This is a genomic window from Streptomyces sp. YGL11-2 (assembly GCF_050054615.1).
In the GTDB taxonomy this organism is placed as follows: Bacteria; Actinomycetota; Actinomycetes; order Streptomycetales; family Streptomycetaceae; genus Streptomyces.
In genome coordinates, this window is record NZ_JBNHIN010000042.1 from 35,996 (window position 1) to 53,415 (window position 17,420).

The window sequence follows — 17,420 nt, forward strand, 5'->3', positions numbered from 1 at the left end:
GCGTCACCCGCCCGCCAGCACCACCGTGCGTGCGAGAACGATTGGGACCGCTATGCCTTCATCCCCCACGCCCAACCCGGCCCCGACCACCCCGACACCCGCGACCGGGCCGGACGACACTCCCTTCGTACTGAGCGTGATGGGCCCCATGTCGGCGCGTCACGACGGCCGCGATCTCGCACTCGGCCCACCGCGCCGCAGAGCCCTGCTCGCCCTGCTCCTGATACGCCTGGGGCGCGTGGTGCCCACGGAACTGCTCATCGAGGAGTTGTGGGGCGAGGAGCCCCCGCGTCAGGCCGTCGCCACGCTCCAGAGCCACGTGTCCCACCTGCGCCGCGCACTGCAGCCGGCGTCCGGGCCCGACCGCCCCACCGTGCTGCGCCATCGCGCGCCCGGCTACGTCCTGGAACTCGCCCCCGAGCAGATCGACGTCTGCCGCTTCGAGCACCTGGTCGCCGAAGGGCGGCGGCTGCTGGAAGGACGCGACCCGCTCGCCGCGCGGGACCGGCTCGCCGCGGCCCTGTCGCTGTGGCGGGGCTCGCCCTACGCGGAGTTCGACGGCCATCCCCCGCTCAACGACGAGAGTTCACGCCTCGAACACGTCCGGCTCACCGCCGTGGAGACCTGCGCGGAGGCCCGGCTCGCTCTCGGGGCGGCCCAGGAAGTCGCCGCGGGCCTCGACCGCGAGGCCCGCCTCCACCCGGCGCGCGAACGCCTCGTCGGCCACCTGATGACGGCCCTGTCCCGGCTCGGGCGGCAGGCCGAGGCACTCGAAGTGTACGAACGGACCCGCGTCCACCTGGACGAGGAGTTCGGCGTGGGCACGGCCGCCGAACTCCGCCGGGTCAGGACCGCGATCCTGCGCCAGGAACCGGGGGCCTGCGGGCCCACCGCCGAACCGCGCCCCGGCAGCCCCGAATCCGCCGGACCCGCGCTGGGCGCTCCGGTGATCGGGGCCGCGCACGCGGTCGTCGGTGAGCGGGGGCGAAGAGCCGAGGCGCACCCGGCCGTCCGCGCGGCGCAGGAGGCCGGTCGGCCCGCGACGGCCCGGACGTCCGGTGGGATCGGCAGGGCAGCGGCGACTCCGCGCGGCCCGGCGGCAGTCGGCTGCAACGACGGTCCACAGGACGGCGCCACGCCCGCGCAACGGCAGGAGGCACACAGCCCCGCCGCAGGCTACGCGGCAGCACCGCACACCACCGCCGAGCCCGGACACACCTGCCGGTCGGCGACGACCACCGCGGACTCGCGGTCGACCACCGTGGATTCACCGGACAGTGCGCCACCCGCGCCGGAGGCCAACGCCCCGATGGACGAGACGGGCCGCGCGGCCTTACGGCCGGTGCCCGGCGGACCGGGAGCCCAGTCGCCGTTCACCGGCCGCAGCGAGGAACTGCAACGCCTGACGGCCGCGGCGGCGAGCACGCTGGACGGTCACGGGCACGTGGCGGGCGTCCTCGGCCCCGCCGGCGTCGGCAAGACCCGGCTGCTCTTCGAACTCGTCCCCCGGCTGGAAGCCGCCTGCGCCGGCCAGGAGTGTCGGGGCCTGGAGGTGATCTGGAGCCACTGCTTCCTGGGTGAGGGCGTACCGCCCTACTGGCTGTGGACCCAGATCCTCAGGCGGCTGACCACGACCCGCCCGGACGCCTTCCGCGAAGCGGCGAAACCGTTCGGCGCCCTGCTCGCCCCGCTGATGCCCGAGCGCGCGGCCGGAACCGGCGGACCGGTTGCCGAGTCCGACTGGGGCCAGGCCCGGTTCCTCACCCACGACGCGGTCTGCGAAGTCCTGCTCGCCCTGGCCGCCCAGCGCCCGCTCGTCCTGCTCATGGAGGACCTGCACTGGGCCGACACCGCCTCCCTGGACCTTCTCAGACTGCTGAGCACCCGCAGCCAGGGCCACCCGCTCGGCATCGTCCTGACCGCCCGCGAGTACGAGGTCGAGTCCGACGCGACGCTGCGCCGCATGCTCTCCGAGGTCCTGCGCGGCCCCAGGACCGAGACCCTGCGGCTCGGCGGCCTGTCCCGGCACGACGTCGCCGCGCTCGTCGTCGCCCAGGCCGGCCCCGGCGTCGACGCGGAGGTCGTCGAGGTGCTGCACCGGCGCAGCGAGGGCAACCCGTACTTCGTCATGCAGCTCGTCTCCCTCTTGGGTGACGCGCGTAGCCTGCGCCGGCCCGAGGCGATGGACGTGCTCCTGACGCGCGTTCCGACGGGCGTCCGTGAGGCGCTGCACCAGCGGTTCGCCGCACTCCCCGAGGCGGTGCTGCGCGTGCTGCGGCTGTGCGCCGTCATCGGCACCGAGGTCGACACGGATCTGCTGAGCCGCACCGCCGGCGAGGACGAACCGGTCGCCGCGGCACTGGAGTCGGCGATCCGGGCCGGGCTGCTCGGCGAGGACCCCCGCCACCCCGAACGGCTCCACTTCAGCCACGCCCTGGTCCAGGAGACGCTCATCGACGAACTCACCCGTGAGGACCGGCAGCGGCTGCACGCGAGGGTCGCCGAGGGGTTGTCCGCACGCCGGCTCGGGCAGGTGGAGGACGAGGAGATCGAGCGGGTCGCCCACCACGCCTGGCACGCCAAGAGCGCCCTACCGGCCGCCGAAACCCTTCCCCTCCTGCTGCGCGCCGCCGAGCAGGCCGAGCAGCAACTCGCCTATGAACAGGTCGAGACCTGGCTGCGCCGCGCGGTACACCTGGTCGGCCTGCTGCCGCCCGGCGACCCCTCTGCCGCGTCCCTGGACCAGCGGCTGCACGTCCAACTCGGCCAGGTGCTGGCCACCACCCGGGGCTACGGCCACGCCGAGGCCGAGACGGCACTCGCCCGCGGACGGGCCCTCAGCGAGGCCACCCACTCCCCCCAGGACCCGTCGGTGCTGTGGGCCCTGTGCGCGTCGTACCTCGTCACCGGCCGCTACGACGACTCACGCCGGTTCTCCGGCCTGCTCCGGGACCTGGCCGAACGGACCGGCCAGCCCGTGGCGGTGCTCGGCGCGGCGTACGGCGAAGGCATCGTCCTGCACGTCCGCGGCCAACTGCGGCAGGCGCTCACCGAGTTGGAGCACGGCGTCACCATGGCAGACGGCTACGCCCGCGAGGGCCACTCGCTGGCCCGTACCTTCCAGCACGACCCGCGCGTCTCCTGCCGCTCCTACAACACCTTCACGCACTGGCTCCTGGGCGACCGGGAGACCGCCACGGCACGCCGCCACGAACTGCTGCGCCTCACCGAGTACGACAGCAGGCCCTCCGACCGCTCCTTCGCGCTCTACGTGGACGCGGTGGTGGCCGCCTGGGAAGGCGACGTCCACACCGCCCGCGCCTCCGGCGCCGAGGGAGTCCGCATGGCCGACGAACACGGGCTGCTCTACTGGAAGGCCATGCTCGGCATGCTGGAGGGCTGGGGCCTCACCCACTCCGGACAGGAGGACGACGGACTCGCCCTGATGCACTCCTCCCTCGCCGAACTCCGCAACTCCCGAAGCCACCTGCGCCGCCCCCTCCATCTGGGCCTCCTCGGCCAGGCACAGCACCGTGCCGGACGTACGGAAGACGCGAAGACCACCTTCCACGCCTTCCTCTCAGCCGTCGGCCAGCGCGGCGAACACGTCTACCTCCACCACGAACTCCCCGCCACCCGCCTCCTCCACGACCTCCTGGGCAGGGGGGCGGCGGAGGCGGTGGCGGCCGGGTGAGCGGCGGCGAGCACTCCACTGCGCGTGGCTCGGCGGTGGGGCGCCGCCGCCCGCCCCTGCGTCACGCGCCGGAGGAGTTCACGCTCGCTCCCCCGCGCAGCGGCGGCAACGGCTGCTCGGCCCAGATGGTTTTGCCGTTGCGGACGTAGCGGGTGCCCCAGCGTTCGGTGAGTTGGGCGATCAGGAAGAGGCCCCGGCCGCCTTCGTCGGTGGTGGCGGCGTGGCGCAGATGAGGGGAGGTGCTGCTGGTGTCCGAGACCTCACAGATGAGGTGGCGGTCCCGGATGAGCCGGAGGGTGACCGGGCCGCTGCTGTAGCGGTAGGCGTTGGTGATCAGCTCGCTGACGATCAGCTCGGTGGTGAACGCCATGTCCGCCAGCCCCCAGTCGTCGAGCTGGGCCACCGCGAGCGTCCGGCCCTCGGCCGCCGCGGTCGGCTCCGCCGGCAGGTCCCAGGTGGCCACCTTGTCCTCGGCCAGGCAGCGGGTGCGGGCGGTGAGCAGTGCGATGTCGTCGCTGGGACGGTCGGGCAGCAGCGCTTCCTCCACCGCCTTGCAGGTGTCCTTGAGCGAGCGGGCGGGTTGGCTCAGCGCCTGGCGCAGCTGCGCCAGGCCCTCGTCGAGGTCTCGGCGGTGGACCGCCAGAAGCCCGTCGGTGTAGAGGGCGAGCAGGGTGCCTTCGGGCAGTTCCAGTTCGGCGGCCTCGAACGGCAGCCCGCCCAGGCCGAGCGGCGGTCCGGCCGGGAGTTCGGGGAAGTCCACCCGTCCGTCCGGTGTCACCACCGCGGGCGGCGGATGGCCGGCGCGGGCGAGGGCACAGCGCCGGGAGACCGGGTCGTAGACCGCGTAGAGGCAGGTGGCGCCGACGATCTGCGGGGCGTGTTCGCCGGTCGCCTCCTGCTCGGCCGCCAGCCGGTCCACGAGGTCGTCCAGGTGGGAGAGGACCTCGTCCGGGGGCAGGTCGAGGTTGGCGAGGGTGTGGACGGCGGTACGCAGCCGGCCCATGGTGGCCGCCGCGTGGATGCCGTGGCCGACCACGTCGCCGACGACGAGGGCGACCCGCAGCCCGGAGAGCGGGATGACATCGAACCAGTCGCCGCCGACACCGGCGGTGGCGTCGGCCGGCAGGTACCGGTGGTCGATCTCGACCGCGGGGTGCTCCGGCACCGCGCTCGGCAGCAGGCTGCGCTGGAGGGCGAGCGCGGCCTGGTGCTGCTGGGTGTAGCGGCGGGCGTTGTCGATGCAGACGGCGGCCCGGGCGGCGAACTCCTCGGCCAGCGTGAGGTCGTCCGCCTCGAACGGCTCGGGCCGCTGCCACCGCCACAGGCTGACCACGCCCAGTACGAGGCCGCGCGCGATCAGCGGCACGACGATGAGCGAGTGGACACCGAGTTCGAGGACCCGCTCGGCCTTGGCCGGGTCGAGGGAGTACCAGCCGGGGGAGAGTTCCAGGACCGGTTCGAGGACGGGGCGACGCTCGGCCAGGCATCTGCCCTGCGGTGCCTCGGGTGGGAACTGCGTCGTGTGGCCCACCGGATACATCACCGAGGGAGGCTCCTGGATGCTCCGGACGGCCGCCCGGACCACGGTGGCCGGCGTTTCCGGGCCCGGTTCCTGACCCCGGGTGACGGGTTCGAGCAGGTCGACGGAGACGCAGTCGGCGAGTCCGGTGACCGCCACGTCGGCCAGTTCGCGCGCCGTGCGCTCCACGTCGAGGGTGGTGCCGATACGGGCACCGGCCTCGTTGAGGAGCGCCAGTCTCCGGCGAGCCCGGTAGCGGTCGGTGACGTCCTCGACCATCTGCGTGACGCCGAGGGTGCGGCCGGCGGAGTCCTGCATCCGGAAGGCCGACACGGAGACGACCAGCTCCCGGTCGGGGTCGTGCCGCAGATGGCAGGGCTGCTCGGTGAAGATCAGCGGCTCGCCCGTTTCGAGCACCCGCCGCAGCCGCGCCTCCACCAGTTCCGCGTCCCGCCTGACGACGAAGTCGCCGGTGCGCAGCCCGCGGTAGTACTCGGCCGGGATGCCGCCGAACCGCGCGACCGCCCGGTTCACCCGCAGCAGGCTCAGATCGGGGGCGTGCACCGCCAGGCCGATCGGAGACCGGCGGAACATCCCGTCCAGGACCGACCGGTCCGTCTCCCACTGGATCACCTGCTCCGCGGGCGCGCCCACGACAAGCCACTCGATCCCGCCGTCCGCCCGTGCCACCGCCCGGACCCGGCAGCCCACCTCCACCCGCTTGCCGCCGCGGGCTCGTACGGGCAGGACCCCGAACCAGCACCCGGTACCCACACAACCCGCCACCGCGGCCATGACCACGTCTGCGTCACGCGGGTCGAGCAGGACGTCACGCGCGCTCCGGCCCAGCACTTCCTCGGACGAGTAGCCGAGCAGCGCCTCGGCAGGCTCACTCCAGCCGACGACGCGTCCGGTGTCGTCCAGTACCGCCGAGGCCGAGCGACGCAGGGCGAACGGGTCGTCCGGGCCCTCGCTCAGCGTCGTCACCGGTGTGTCCATCACCCACTACCCTCGTACCGACCCAACGGGACCGCGCGTCGGCGCCCGCGGCGCCGACCGTTCCGCCCCGATCCGTCGTCCGGCGCGGCTGGATCCCAGTATCGGCCTGTAAATGCGCTCCGCGCGCCTCGTACGGCATACGGCGCAGGGGCTCAGGCATGCCGTCGCGGCCAGGCACCTGGGTAGGCGGCGGGGGCGGGCAGGGGGACGGCGGGCGCCTGGCCCAGGCACCGGCGGAGGCAGGCACGCCAGTCAACACCCCGTGGGAGCCTTTCGCGAGTCCCGACGGCCGGCGGACGGCGAACTCAGGTACGTTCCTCCGGCTCATCGAGCTGCCAGCCGCGCTTCTCACACAGCCGCGCGACCCTACCCGCCAGTTCGGCCGGCACGGGTACCCCCATACGGCGGGCGGCTCCGAGGCGATGCCGGACAAGTCCCAGGATCCAGTCAAGCTGCTCATCGTTGCACGCCGCGTATTCCTGGAGCGCCTCCACCATCAGCCGGTGCCGGTCGATATTGACGTTCTCTGTCATGGGGGCTGAACCTACCTGGGGCCCTCCGCCTGGGTACATCCACCGGACGCAAAGGTTATTCGACCGCTACCACCGGCACATCCCCCGTCCACCTGGGCGACCGCACCCCCACGGCAGCTCCCCGGCACGTCCCGGCCGCCCCTGCACCGAAGCCCGGCGGGCCGACTCCCACGTGGGGCCGCGGGCCCTCCGCACAGCCGCGGCGGTGCCCGCACTCAGGCCAGGCAGCAGTCCATCGGCCACCCCGGGTCGTCGCTCGCGCTCCAGCCCCGCAAGCGGTTCCGCAAGGACACCGTGCTGCCTGCTTGGCAGGTCGATGCCTCCACCGGGTTGCCCGCCGTTGCGGACCAGACCGCGGCCACGGCCCTCGCCGCCTTTCCCGACGGCAGCCTGCCGATCCGGGACCGCACCAACAGAGAAGTCGCCTTCCGAGTGAGGACCGGAACCCGCCAGGCCGTTGACCATCTTGGAGGTCAGGTCATCGAACTGGACAGTCCACGGGAACGACGCAGCCCTGGCGACACAGCCCACCGGTGGAAGCCAGGACCCCATCCTGATCAACCACCCTCATGCCAAAGATCAGTTATGGGACAGCCCCTGCGAGCTCGTGCACGGTAAGCGGTGGGGCGTCGAGGACTTCCTTGGGGCCGGTGTTCACATCTGCCGTGCCGAGGTCAGGTCGGCGGCCTGTTGGTGGGACAGCAGGCCGGCGATGGCTTGGGCGGCGTCACTCATGTGCTGGCGGCGGCTGAAGCGCCGGGCCGGTACTCCTGCGCGTGCGGGACAAGCCCTGGCGATCGCCATGAAAGAAACAGCGCATGGCCAAAACCGCTTCGGCAGTCCAACAGCGTTAGCGATGCGCCCTTTCCTCCGTGCCAAGTGCAAGGAAACCCAACGCCGAACCCAGCGGCCACCTGTCGACCGGTGCATCCCCACACCGCGAACCGTCCCTCACCCCCGAAATCGCCATGATGAGCCACATCTCCATCGCCGCCCCTACTCACGCGCGTCAGGTCCGCTCATGCCAATGCGTCCGCCCACGCACCCAGCGCAGTACGACTTCGCCCTGAGCACGCTCAAAGACGCTCACTGTCGGCAGCCCTGACAGCGAGGCTTGGACGGACTGGCGAAGCAAATACCCAGCCATAGCGATGAGTAGGGTGCTGACGTCTTCCGGATGGGCACCGCGAGCGCAGAGATTCTGGTCGAGAAGACTCACAGCGTCTGGGGCGACCTGCACGATCACGCTTGGGCCCATCGCACGTGACCACCCATGCGGGTGTTCCCAGGACCCAGGTGTGGCCTTCGGGTTGAGGTTGCTACAGGTTGACGCCGCCGGTGACGTCGATCTTGGCGCCGGTGATCCAGCGAGCGTCGTCGGAGGCCAGGAAGGCGACCGCGTCGGCGATGTCCGGGACCTGGCCGATCCGGCCGAGGGCGGTCAGGCTGATGTTGCGCTCCAGGTTCGCCGGGTCGGCCAGCACTCCGGCGGTCATGTCCGTGCGGGTGAATCCGACGACGACGGAATTCACGGTGATTCCGCGGGGGCCGAGGTGCTTGGCCAGGCTGTGGCTGAACACTTCGAGTGCGCCCTTGGTGAGCGGATAACCGATGCCGTGGGCGGAGGCGATACGGGTGGAGACGGATGAGATGTTGATGATCCGGCCACCGTCGCGCAGCCGTGGCAGCAGCCGCTGGGTGAGGAAGAGCGGTGCCTTGATGTTGACCGCGACCATCCGGTCGAACTCCTCAGGGGTGAGAACCTCGATCGGTCGCCCCATGAGGTTGAGCCCCGCGTTGTGAACCAGGATGTCGATCGTCGATTCCCCGTGTGTGCGCAGTCCGGCCTCCAGTCCAGCCATGAGCGTGTCCACGTCGTCTGGAACGCCCAGTTCGGCGCCCACGATGACCGCCCGGCCACCGGCCTCGGTGATGGTCGCGGCGGCCTCCTTGGCCGCCGCCTCGTTACGGCCGTAGTGCACAGCCACCAGAGCGCCGTCCCGGGCCAGGCGCTCGGCGATGCCTCGCCCGATGCCCCGGCTGCCGCCGGTGACCAGTGCGACCTTTCCACTGAGGTTTCCCATGTTCGCTCCTTGATCGTGTTCCGCCGAGCCCTCCAGATCCACTTATTCAGTGAGGCTAGCCTCGCCTAATCTAGTAATTCATTCAGTCACCGAGGTGTGGTGCCCTTTTGGGCCACGGACGCGCACACCTCCGAGTGGGTTCGGGGACTGGCGCGGCGGCCGATGCTCCGCTTCCGGCCGCGCCGCGTGCACCCCAGTGGGTCACTTACGTGCGTGCACGGTTCCCCGAGGAACGGAAGTACAAGGACCCGGAGTACAGGTGGTCTTGAGCCAGCCGTTCTGTCCGGTCCGTCGCGGTTTGGTGCCGGTCTTGCGGTGGGTCGGCGCGGATTCCTTCGTCGGTGCCGGGGCTCTTCGCGGCAGCGTGGTGCCGTGGTGTCGCGGTGTCGCGGTGAGACGCCATCGGGAGCGGCTCAGCCGCAGAGCGCGTCGTGGAGAACCTTGTCGATCGGCTTGCCGATGGCTTCGTTGGCAGGCCAGTCGGCGAGGTTCGCGGAGAGCACCACGCGTTGTCTGCCGTCCCTGGTGGTGAACGCGAGCGTCGCGTAGCCGGGGATGCCGCCGGTGTGGCCGATCGCCGTACGCCCGCAGTTCAACTCACGCACCTTGAGCCCGAGTCCGTACCCCACTCCCGGCTCCTTGGTGGCCACGGTGCGGTTCATTTCCTTCCACTGCGCGGGCCGCAGCAGCTTGCCTGACGTGAGCGCCACCAGCAGCTTGTCCATGTCACCCGGCGTGGAGATGATCTCCCCAGCCGGCCCCGCAAGGGACGGGTTCAGCGCGCTGATGTCGGTCTGTCCCAGATAGCCGTGCGCATGCGGCCCGGGTATGACGGAGCTGTCAACGGGCACGACCGTGTGGCGCATCCCCAGCGGTGCGATGACCCGGTTGCGCACCTCGGTGGCGTAGGGGTGCCCGGTCACTCGCTCGATGATCAGCCCGGCAACGAGGTAGTTGGTGTTGGAGTAGCCGTAGTCGGTGCCCGGCGGGAAGTCGGCGGGCTTGGCGGCGGCCCGCCGTACCTGGTCGGTCATGTCGTAGTGACGGAAGCGATGACGGATGAACTCCTCGCCCTGCGGCAGCTCCCGCGCCACGTCATACAGCCCACTGGTGTGCTGCAGCGCCATCCGGACGGTGATCTTGTCGCCCTGGGGCACCAGCCCCGACGGCAGATAACGCGAGATGGGTGCGTCCAGCAACACCTCCCCCTCACCGACGAGTTGGAGCAGCACCACCGACGTGAACATCTTGGTGGTACTTCCGACACGGAACTGCCCCTCAGGCGGCACCGGGGTTCCCGTCTTCCGCGCACCACCCGACCTGGCCAGCCAGGCCCGGTCGCCCTCGGTCACCTGTACCTGCGCGCCGACCGCGCCACTGCGGGTGAGCAGGTCCAGATCGCGCCGGACCTTGCGGGCCGTACCGGAGTCCGGCTCGCTGTGCGAGCCGCGCAGGTCTTGCGGGCGGTCAGTCGCCGTAGCGGTGGCGGGAACGGCGAGGGTTCCCATCGCCGTGGTGGCGAGCAGGCCGGTGAGCAGGGTACGGGAGACGCGCATGATGCCCCTTGGTGTCGCGTGTCGGACGATGTTCGCTCGCCCAGTCTTCGCGCCGCGCTTGCCCAAGTCACGGGTGCTGGCACCCGACGTGGGGGGCGGATATCCCAACCCCGGGACACCGCAGTCCGGATCGTGATCGCGCTGGCGAAAGCCGTCCTGCAGGAGCAGTGGCACCAGCACGCTCAGGCTCCCGGGATCGCCCTTTCGTCGGCGGGAGGGACGGGTCTCAACGTTCGGCGAGAACGCTCAACCTTCGCTGCGAGAGGTCGCCTTGGCGGCGGGGTCCGGGGCACCGTGTCGAGTGAACGCCCACAACACGAGCCCGAGGCAGCTGAACGCGGCACCCAGTGCGCATACGGCGCCCCAGCCGGCCACCGTGTAGAGGGAGGTCGCGGCGATGGCGCCGGTGGCACTGCCGATCGAGTAGAAGACCATGTATCCGCCGATCAGTCGGCTGCCCGCGTCCGGGTGCAGCGCGTAGATCAGGGTCTGGTTGGTGACATGGACCGCCTGTACGGCCAGGTCGAGAAGGATCACCCCGACGACCAGGGCCCAGAGCGAGCTGCGGGTGAAGGACAAGGGCAACCACGAGGCCGCCAGCAGTGCCAGGGCGATACCGGTGGTCCGCCGCGACAGTCCACGGTCGTTCAGGCGGCCCGCCATGGTCGCGGCCAGGGCGCCGGCGACACCGATCAGCCCCAGCGCCCCGATCGCGCTGTGGGACAGGAAGCACGGGGCCTCGCTGAGCGGCAGCGCGACGCTGCTCCACAGGGTGCTGAAGGCGGCGAAGACCAGCAGACCGAACAGGGCCCGGAGCCGCAGCAGTCGTTCCCGTGCGAACAGCGTGATCGTGGAGCGAAGGAGCCGTCCGTAGCGCAGGGTTGTCGGCGGAACGTCACTGTGGCGCGGCAGCACTCGGTACAGGACCAGTGCGAGCAGAGCGGTGAGCGACGCCGAGGCGAGGTAGACGGAGCGCCAGCCCGCGAGATCGGCCATGAGGCCGGATGCGGTGCGGGCGAGCAGGATTCCGACGACCACGCCGCTGGTGACCAGACCGACGACCCGTCCGCGCCCGGCGGGAGGGGCCAGTGATGCCGCGAAGGCCACCAGCGTCTGTGTGACGACCGCGAGAAGCCCCGTCGCGGCCATCCCCGCGAGCAGGATCGCCGCCGTGTGGGCGGCGGTTACCACGGCCAGCGCCACCACCAGGAGCAGCAACTGGGCCACGATGAGCCGTCTGCGGTCGACCACGTCGCCCAGCGGCACGAGGAAGAAGAGTCCCAGTCCGTATCCGACATGCGTGAGGGTGACCACGCTGCCGACAAGTGCCGGGCTCATGGCGAGGTCGTGGCCCATGGTCACCAGGAGCGGCTGGGCGAAGTAGACGTTGGCCACCGCTGCCCCGCAGGCGACGGCGAACAGTACGACGACGCCACGGGACAGGACGAACGCGGAACCTTCCCCGCTTCGAGCCTCGGTCCGTCGTGTCACGGCCTCACTGCTGTCAGGCATCGGCACTCCCCCACAGATCTGGTTTCAACTTGCCACCGAAGGTGACGGTAACTTTCTTGGTAGCATGTTGCAACCAGCATGAGAGTGAGGGACGTCATGGTGACCAGGACGCGCTTCGACGACAGTGAATGTCCCGTCGCCCGGTCCGTGGACGCGATCGGCGACTGGTGGTCCCTGCTGATCGTGCGGGACGCCTTCGACGGAAGCAGGCGCTTCGGGGAGTTCCAGCGCAGCCTCGGCGTGGCGAAGAACATCCTCACCGCGCGTCTGCGCACCCTGGTCGCCGGCGGAGTCCTCGAATCCGTCCCCGCCTCGGACGGCAGCGCCTACCGCGAGTACGTACTGACCCCCAAGGGCAAGGCACTCTTCCCCGTCATCGTGGCACTGCGGCAGTGGGGCGAACAGCACTTCTTCGCCCCCGGAGAACCACACTCACAGTTGGTCGACCGCCGGCAGGGACATCGCCTCCGCGCACTGGAAGTGCTCTCCGTGGACGGGCGACGGCTGAACCCCGACGACACCACCGTTCACAAGATCTCCACCCAGTGACCTGAGCCGGAGACCCGGTGCCAACACGCCGCGAGAATCTCGTGGCCAGCGGCCAACCATGCCGCGCTGGACCGGCGTTGGCCCGTGCGCCGACTGTTGCGGCACACCGGCTCCCCGGCCTTCACCGAGTCCCGGACGGCCTGGCTCAACGGAATTCACTTGGCCGATCCTCTCCGCACCAACGGAGCTGCGGGGCGTTTGGGCATGCGATGCCCTCCATGCACGTGGGTGCACGTTGGGCATTGCCCTCAAGGGCAGGTGAAATCTTGCCCGTTACGCCGGGGCAAGGCATGCCAGGCGGCGGCACGCGGCCGGCGTTACAGCGAAATCACCTGCGCCGCCCCCCGCTCCTCAAGAGCGTTGTTGCGTGATCGGCGAGGTGAAAAGGTGACGAGCATGACGCGACATCACATACCCAGGCTTATCGGTGGTGTCTTCGGGGTCGTCTTCGTCGGGGCGAATGCCGGAGCCCTGCCCAAAGGCATCGGCATTCCGCTACGGGGGCTGGCGATCGCCGCCCTCCTGGGGCTCCTCGTCGCGGCTGGTGCCTGATAGGGGCCGAACGCCCGTCAATTCGAGCTGAGTTCAGCACGGTGTGGTGGCAAAGAGTTCCAGATGCCCGCACTGGGAACAACGGTAGGCGTCGATCTGCCGGCGCATTCGTCCCGCCCTCTTGGCGCCACCGAACGGGCCACGCTCCAGGACACCAGCAATCCAACGCGTATATCCGGCAGAGCCTTGGCCCGCATCGTCAACAAAGCCGGGCTCCAGCCCGACAACTCCACACTGGGTGCACCTCAAGCCGTTCACGTCGACACCCTAGGACCCGTCCGAGCCGTGATGCGACCGGGGGCGAGATTCTGCCCTCGCCGCTGGACAGTTGATGGCACCACACGTCGATTTCACCGCCCCTGCAGAGCCCTGGATGGAGGGTTGTTCACGGGGGGGATCAGGCGCGGGCGGTCTTCTCCACCATGGTGAGGAACCGCCCGGCGAAGAGATAGGCGTCGCCGGGCCAGCGGGCCGAGAGGTAGTTGCCGTCCTCGACGATGAAGGCTGGGCGATGGTCAGTGGCTGTGCCTCGCTGCGACAGCGTGCGCGGGCCGCGCTGGAAGTCGGACGCCGCGGCAAGGGCGGCAGTGACCTCGTCCTCCACGTAGGCCGGGTAGGTGCGGTAGTAGCGGCCGAGGCGCCAGGCCGTCAGCAGATAGGCAGATCGCTCCAGGTACTTGGGCAGGCAGGTGGTGCGGCGCCCGTACAGCACACTGCGGCCGGTAGCCTGGTCCTGCGCGCGGGCGAGCAGCAGCGGCCCATGGCAGATCGCCCCGACCGGCCGTCCCAGCCGCCAGAACTCGGCCACCTTCAGCTGCAGCACCGCCGATCCCAGATACTGCCGCATTCCGCGGGCATGCCCGCCGGCCAGCAGCAGACCGTCGTAGTCAGCGGCCACGAGATCCTGCCAGGCCACAGCACCGCGAAAGCGTGGGTCGGCCACCATCCGGCGGTAGAACTGCTGGGGCTCCGACTCGGCGCCCAGCCGCCCGAAGAGGACCCCGTCCAGCAGCCTCGGGTCGCCGACAGGGGTGACTCCCTCACGCTCTGTCGCGATGACCACCTCATGGCCCGCCTCGGTGAGCGTCTGCCACGGAACGGCCACCTCGGTGACGTCGAAGTCCCGGTCGGGCAGGGGCATCAGTATCCGCATGGGGACATCCTGCGCGACCGGGTCCGGCCGATCAACTCTGGTCTCGGGCTTTCGGGGCGGGCGCTTTCCGCTAGGTGATCGAGAACGTGGAAAGTGCCTCTGAGCTGCGACGACAGGACGTGCCGAGGGTCCTGTACGTGGTGGCGGAGAGGCACTTCCCCGGTGACGAACAGTTACGGGTCGCATCCGCGTGCGGGCGTTGCGGGCGGCGGTCGTGGGGTGGTCATCGACTGCTTGGCGTTGTCGCGTCGGAAGCTACGGATGGGGCTGCTCGGTGTGGTCGGTCACGGCAGGATCTCGATGTACCCGTCGGTTCCGTGCACGCGGATCCGCTGCCCGTCCCGGATCAGCCGGGTGGCCTGCTCCACGCCCACGACGGCCGGCAAGCCGTACTCCCGGGCGATCACTGCGCCATGGGTCATCAGGCCGCCCACCTCCGTCACCAGGCCCGCGATTCCGACGAACAGCGGCGACCAGCTGGGGTCCGTGAAGATCGTGACCAGGATGTCGCCCGCTTCGAGATCGGCCTCCGCCATGTCGAGGATGACGCGGGCCCGCCCCTCGATGGTCCCGGCGGAAACGGGTAGGCCGATCAGGGCGCCGGCCGGCACGTCGTCGCGCCGGTACGCCCCGGTGAGGGCCTCGCCATCCGATGTGAGCACCCGGGGCGGTGTGAGCGCGTGGTACGACCGGAACGCGTCCTTGCGCTGCTGGATGAGTTGGTCGTCCACCTGGTGCGAGCGCACGACGCCGTGGAACTCCTGGAACGTGAGGTAGAAGATGTCCTCCTTCTCAGGAAGCACGTTGGCCTGCACGAGGCGCTCGGCCTCCTCCAGCAGGGCCTGCTTGTAGACGAAGTAGCGGCTGACGATGCCGTACTTCGGGTACTCCCGGTACCCGATGAAGGTTCGGACCCGGTCGATCATCCGCTTGGCCTCGTCGGCTTTCCGGTCCCCGTCCGGCAGCGCCCGCAAGCGTGACAGCACGTCCTGTTCCTTCTTCTGCGCCTTCTGCCGTCCTTGCTCGAAGCGTCGCTCGGCGGCGCCCGGCTCGAAGTTCCTGACGTTGTCGAGGATCACGGGCACCAGCGTGCTGGGGCGCTCGCGCCAACGCGGCCTCGTGATGTCGATCTCGCCGACGCAGCGCATGCCGTACCGGTCGAGGTATGCCTCTATGGCGTCGCGCGCTTCGGTCCCGCCCGCGAGCTTCGCCAGCTCGTCCAGGAAGCCCTCGTCCTCGACGCCCTGCAGGAACGCCACCACCTCCGGCTGCGGGCGGATCACGTCCGCGACGTCGAGCAGCGCCAGTCCCATCTCCGACGTGATGTTGTCGGGGGCGGACAAGGTGAGCGTGTCAGCCGCGTTCTTCTCGCCCAGCCACTCCTGCAGCTTGTCGTTGAGCCACCACGTGGCCTCCATCCCCGCCATGATCGCCTGAAGGTTCAGCGGATCACTGAGGACTCGCTTGTGCTCCTCGAAGGCATCCAGCAGGAAGTCGAACAGCGCCGGTCCGGTCTTCGTCCGGATGTCGCGCTCCAGGGCGGCGACGGACACCTGGCTGCGCTCGATCAGCTCGGTGACGATGGCCGGATCGGTCTCGATCGGGGCGGACGCACCGCTGGCCGGCGGCTCGCCGGACTGCGGCCTGCCGGGAGGGGCGTCCGGGAGCGACGGGACGAAGCCGTCGCGGTCGAGGACGGTCTCCAGAGCGTCCCGGATCAACGGATCGCCTCTCCCGAAGACGTCCAGGAGGCCGGCGCGGCTCGCGGGCGAGGCCAGGCGCCGGGTGACGTCGACGAACAGCCTCCCGCCGGCCTCGTGCATCGGCACCATGGCCGTCAGCTGCCACATCGAGAGCCCCAGGGGCTTCATGGGGTCGGTCATCATCTGCCCATGACCGACGGAGACGTAGACGTGATTCTCCTGGTCGCCGGTCTCGGGAACGGGGAACAGCGTCGTGATCGGCCGGCTCTGAACGATCTGGAAGCCATCGTCGACCAGGCACCATTCGATGTCCTGGGGGCGGCCGAAGTGCGCCTCGATCCGCCGCCCGAGGTGCACGAGCCGCACGACCTGCGCGTCCGTCAGCGCCGGCTGCTCCTGCCGCTGCGAGTCGATCGCCACTTCCTGCGTACCGCCGGCCGGCAGGGCGTGAACAGCACGCTGTTTGGCGGCGATCGCCTTGGCGACGACTTCACCGTGCCGCACCGTGAAGACGTCCGGGTTCACCAGGCCGGAGACCAGGGCCTCGCCGAGGCCGAAGCCGGCGTCCACGGTGGCGACCTTCCGGTTGCCCGTGACGGGGTCGGCCGTGAACAGGATGCCGGCCGCATCCGGGAAGACCATCTGCTGCACGACCACGGCCATGTGGACCGTACGGTGGTCGATGCCGTTCCGCTGGCGGTAGGTCACGGCCCGCTCGGTGAACAGCGAGGCCCAGCACCGGCTGATGTGTTGGAGGATCGCCGTCGGCCCCACGACGTTCAGGTACGTGTCCTGCTGGCCGGCGAAGGAGGCCGTCGGCAGGTCCTCCGCCGTCGCGCTGGATCGGACGGCGTAGGCGGCTTGCTCGCCGAGCTGGGCGAGCGCCCGGGCGATCACCGCCGCGAGATCGCCCGGGATGGCCATCCCTTCGATGGTCCGACGAATCTGCGCGCTGAGCGTGCGGATCGCCTCCCGGTCGTCCCCCTCTCCATCAAGGCGAGTCAGGCGCGACAACTGATCGAGCCGATCGTCGATCGACGGCGCTTCCGCCATGATCCGCCGGAAGGCGTCCGTCGTCACACAGAAGCCACCCGGCACGCGGATGCCTTCGATCCGCGACAGTCCGCCCAGGTGCGCGCCCTTGCCGCCAACGACCGCGACCTGCGTCTCGTCAACCTCGTGAAGATCCCACACGTACTGCTCAGTCATTGCGATACCGCCGAGGCAACCGTGATCCGTTGCACGGTGGTGGCCGGTCGCATCACCGGCGCCTCCCACTCTGTCGAAGCTCTTGTCGAGCACGTCGTCATCCCTGGTTGCCTTTCCTCTGACAGGTCGGCCGGCCGCTCCGCCCGGTCGAACGGCGCGCAGCCCCGCACCTCCGCGCCGAGCACCCGCAACTGCCACTGCAACTGCACTGCCGGTCCCACCTCCGGTTCGACGTCACCGCGTCCCCCATACGTCGACAACAACACGCGCACGTCGTGCCCCCCTTTCCGCAGGTTGTGACATCGGCCGACGATTCTGCGCCGTGACCCGGGCCTTGCGGCAAGCCCCCCAGCGCGC

At 70.3% G+C, this 17,420-nt stretch carries 11 protein-coding genes; 3 read left to right on the top strand and 8 right to left on the bottom strand.

Going from position 1 to position 17,420, the window contains the following annotated elements; genetic code table 11:
* Nucleotides 1-52 precede the first annotated feature (52 nt).
* Nucleotides 53-3,694: a BTAD domain-containing putative transcriptional regulator gene (locus ACO1BR_RS33050; RefSeq protein ID WP_426798787.1), complete on the top strand. Its 3,642-nt coding sequence runs from the start codon at nucleotides 53-55 to the stop codon at nucleotides 3,692-3,694.
* A 61-nt stretch (nucleotides 3,695-3,755) separates the two neighbouring features.
* Here ACO1BR_RS33050 and ACO1BR_RS33055 read toward each other — a convergent pair whose 3' ends face one another.
* The 6 genes from ACO1BR_RS33055 to ACO1BR_RS33080 all read right to left on the bottom strand — a co-directional run bounded on the left by ACO1BR_RS33055 (nucleotide 3,756) and on the right by ACO1BR_RS33080 (nucleotide 11,897).
* Nucleotides 3,756-6,212 carry a SpoIIE family protein phosphatase gene (locus ACO1BR_RS33055; protein WP_426798788.1) on the bottom strand — a complete coding sequence of 819 codons (2,457 nt, stop codon included), beginning with the start codon at nucleotides 6,210-6,212 and terminating at the stop codon, nucleotides 3,756-3,758.
* A 305-nt stretch (nucleotides 6,213-6,517) separates the two neighbouring features.
* Entirely contained in the window at nucleotides 6,518-6,745 is a 228-nt protein-coding gene (locus ACO1BR_RS33060) for a hypothetical protein (RefSeq protein ID WP_426798789.1), read from the bottom strand.
* Between the two features lie 654 nt (nucleotides 6,746-7,399).
* A complete protein-coding gene (locus ACO1BR_RS33065; RefSeq protein ID WP_426798790.1) occupies nucleotides 7,400-7,549 on the bottom strand; it encodes a hypothetical protein in 150 nt (49 codons plus the stop codon).
* A gap of 515 nt (nucleotides 7,550-8,064) precedes the next feature.
* On the bottom strand, nucleotides 8,065-8,829 hold the full coding sequence (locus ACO1BR_RS33070; protein WP_426798791.1) for an SDR family oxidoreductase: 765 nt from the start codon (nucleotides 8,827-8,829) through the stop codon (nucleotides 8,065-8,067).
* A gap of 413 nt (nucleotides 8,830-9,242) precedes the next feature.
* Nucleotides 9,243-10,385 carry a serine hydrolase domain-containing protein gene (locus ACO1BR_RS33075; protein ID WP_426798792.1) on the bottom strand — a complete coding sequence of 381 codons (1,143 nt, stop codon included), beginning with the start codon at nucleotides 10,383-10,385 and terminating at the stop codon, nucleotides 9,243-9,245.
* A gap of 246 nt (nucleotides 10,386-10,631) precedes the next feature.
* Nucleotides 10,632-11,897: an MFS transporter gene (locus tag ACO1BR_RS33080; protein ID WP_426798793.1), complete on the bottom strand. Its 1,266-nt coding sequence runs from the start codon at nucleotides 11,895-11,897 to the stop codon at nucleotides 10,632-10,634.
* Between the two features lie 96 nt (nucleotides 11,898-11,993).
* Between ACO1BR_RS33080 and ACO1BR_RS33085 the strand changes: the two genes are divergently transcribed.
* Nucleotides 11,994-12,446, top strand: coding sequence for a winged helix-turn-helix transcriptional regulator (locus tag ACO1BR_RS33085; protein ID WP_426798794.1), 453 nt, complete (start codon nucleotides 11,994-11,996; stop codon nucleotides 12,444-12,446).
* 396 nt (nucleotides 12,447-12,842) lie between these two features.
* Nucleotides 12,843-12,998, top strand: coding sequence for a hypothetical protein (locus ACO1BR_RS33090; protein ID WP_426798795.1), 156 nt, complete (start codon nucleotides 12,843-12,845; stop codon nucleotides 12,996-12,998).
* A 397-nt stretch (nucleotides 12,999-13,395) separates the two neighbouring features.
* On the opposite strand, the gene ACO1BR_RS33095 is transcribed toward ACO1BR_RS33090, so the two are convergent.
* Nucleotides 13,396-14,151 (bottom strand): type 1 glutamine amidotransferase domain-containing protein, encoded by a 756-nt coding sequence (locus ACO1BR_RS33095; protein ID WP_426798796.1) that lies wholly within the window; start codon nucleotides 14,149-14,151, stop codon nucleotides 13,396-13,398.
* A 284-nt stretch (nucleotides 14,152-14,435) separates the two neighbouring features.
* Entirely contained in the window at nucleotides 14,436-17,063 is a 2,628-nt protein-coding gene (gene rph, locus ACO1BR_RS33100; RefSeq protein ID WP_426798797.1) for a rifamycin-inactivating phosphotransferase, read from the bottom strand.
* Nucleotides 17,064-17,420: the final 357 nt, after the last annotated feature.

Excerpts from the sequence above, each read along its gene's own strand:
- ACO1BR_RS33065 (WP_426798790.1), bottom strand. The coding sequence starts at position 7,549 with ATGGCGATCGCCAGGGCTTGTCCCGCACGCGCAGGAGTACCGGCCCGG.
- ACO1BR_RS33090 (WP_426798795.1), top strand. The coding sequence starts at position 12,843 with ATGACGCGACATCACATACCCAGGCTTATCGGTGGTGTCTTCGGGGTC.
- ACO1BR_RS33055 (WP_426798788.1), bottom strand. The coding sequence starts at position 6,212 with ATGGACACACCGGTGACGACGCTGAGCGAGGGCCCGGACGACCCGTTC.
- ACO1BR_RS33075 (WP_426798792.1), bottom strand. The coding sequence starts at position 10,385 with ATGCGCGTCTCCCGTACCCTGCTCACCGGCCTGCTCGCCACCACGGCG.
- ACO1BR_RS33050 (WP_426798787.1), top strand. The coding sequence starts at position 53 with ATGCCTTCATCCCCCACGCCCAACCCGGCCCCGACCACCCCGACACCC.
- ACO1BR_RS33095 (WP_426798796.1), bottom strand. The coding sequence starts at position 14,151 with ATGCGGATACTGATGCCCCTGCCCGACCGGGACTTCGACGTCACCGAG.
- ACO1BR_RS33080 (WP_426798793.1), bottom strand. The coding sequence starts at position 11,897 with ATGCCTGACAGCAGTGAGGCCGTGACACGACGGACCGAGGCTCGAAGC.
- ACO1BR_RS33070 (WP_426798791.1), bottom strand. The coding sequence starts at position 8,829 with ATGGGAAACCTCAGTGGAAAGGTCGCACTGGTCACCGGCGGCAGCCGG.
- ACO1BR_RS33085 (WP_426798794.1), top strand. The coding sequence starts at position 11,994 with ATGGTGACCAGGACGCGCTTCGACGACAGTGAATGTCCCGTCGCCCGG.
- rph (WP_426798797.1), bottom strand. The coding sequence starts at position 17,063 with ATGACTGAGCAGTACGTGTGGGATCTTCACGAGGTTGACGAGACGCAG.
- ACO1BR_RS33060 (WP_426798789.1), bottom strand. The coding sequence starts at position 6,745 with ATGACAGAGAACGTCAATATCGACCGGCACCGGCTGATGGTGGAGGCG.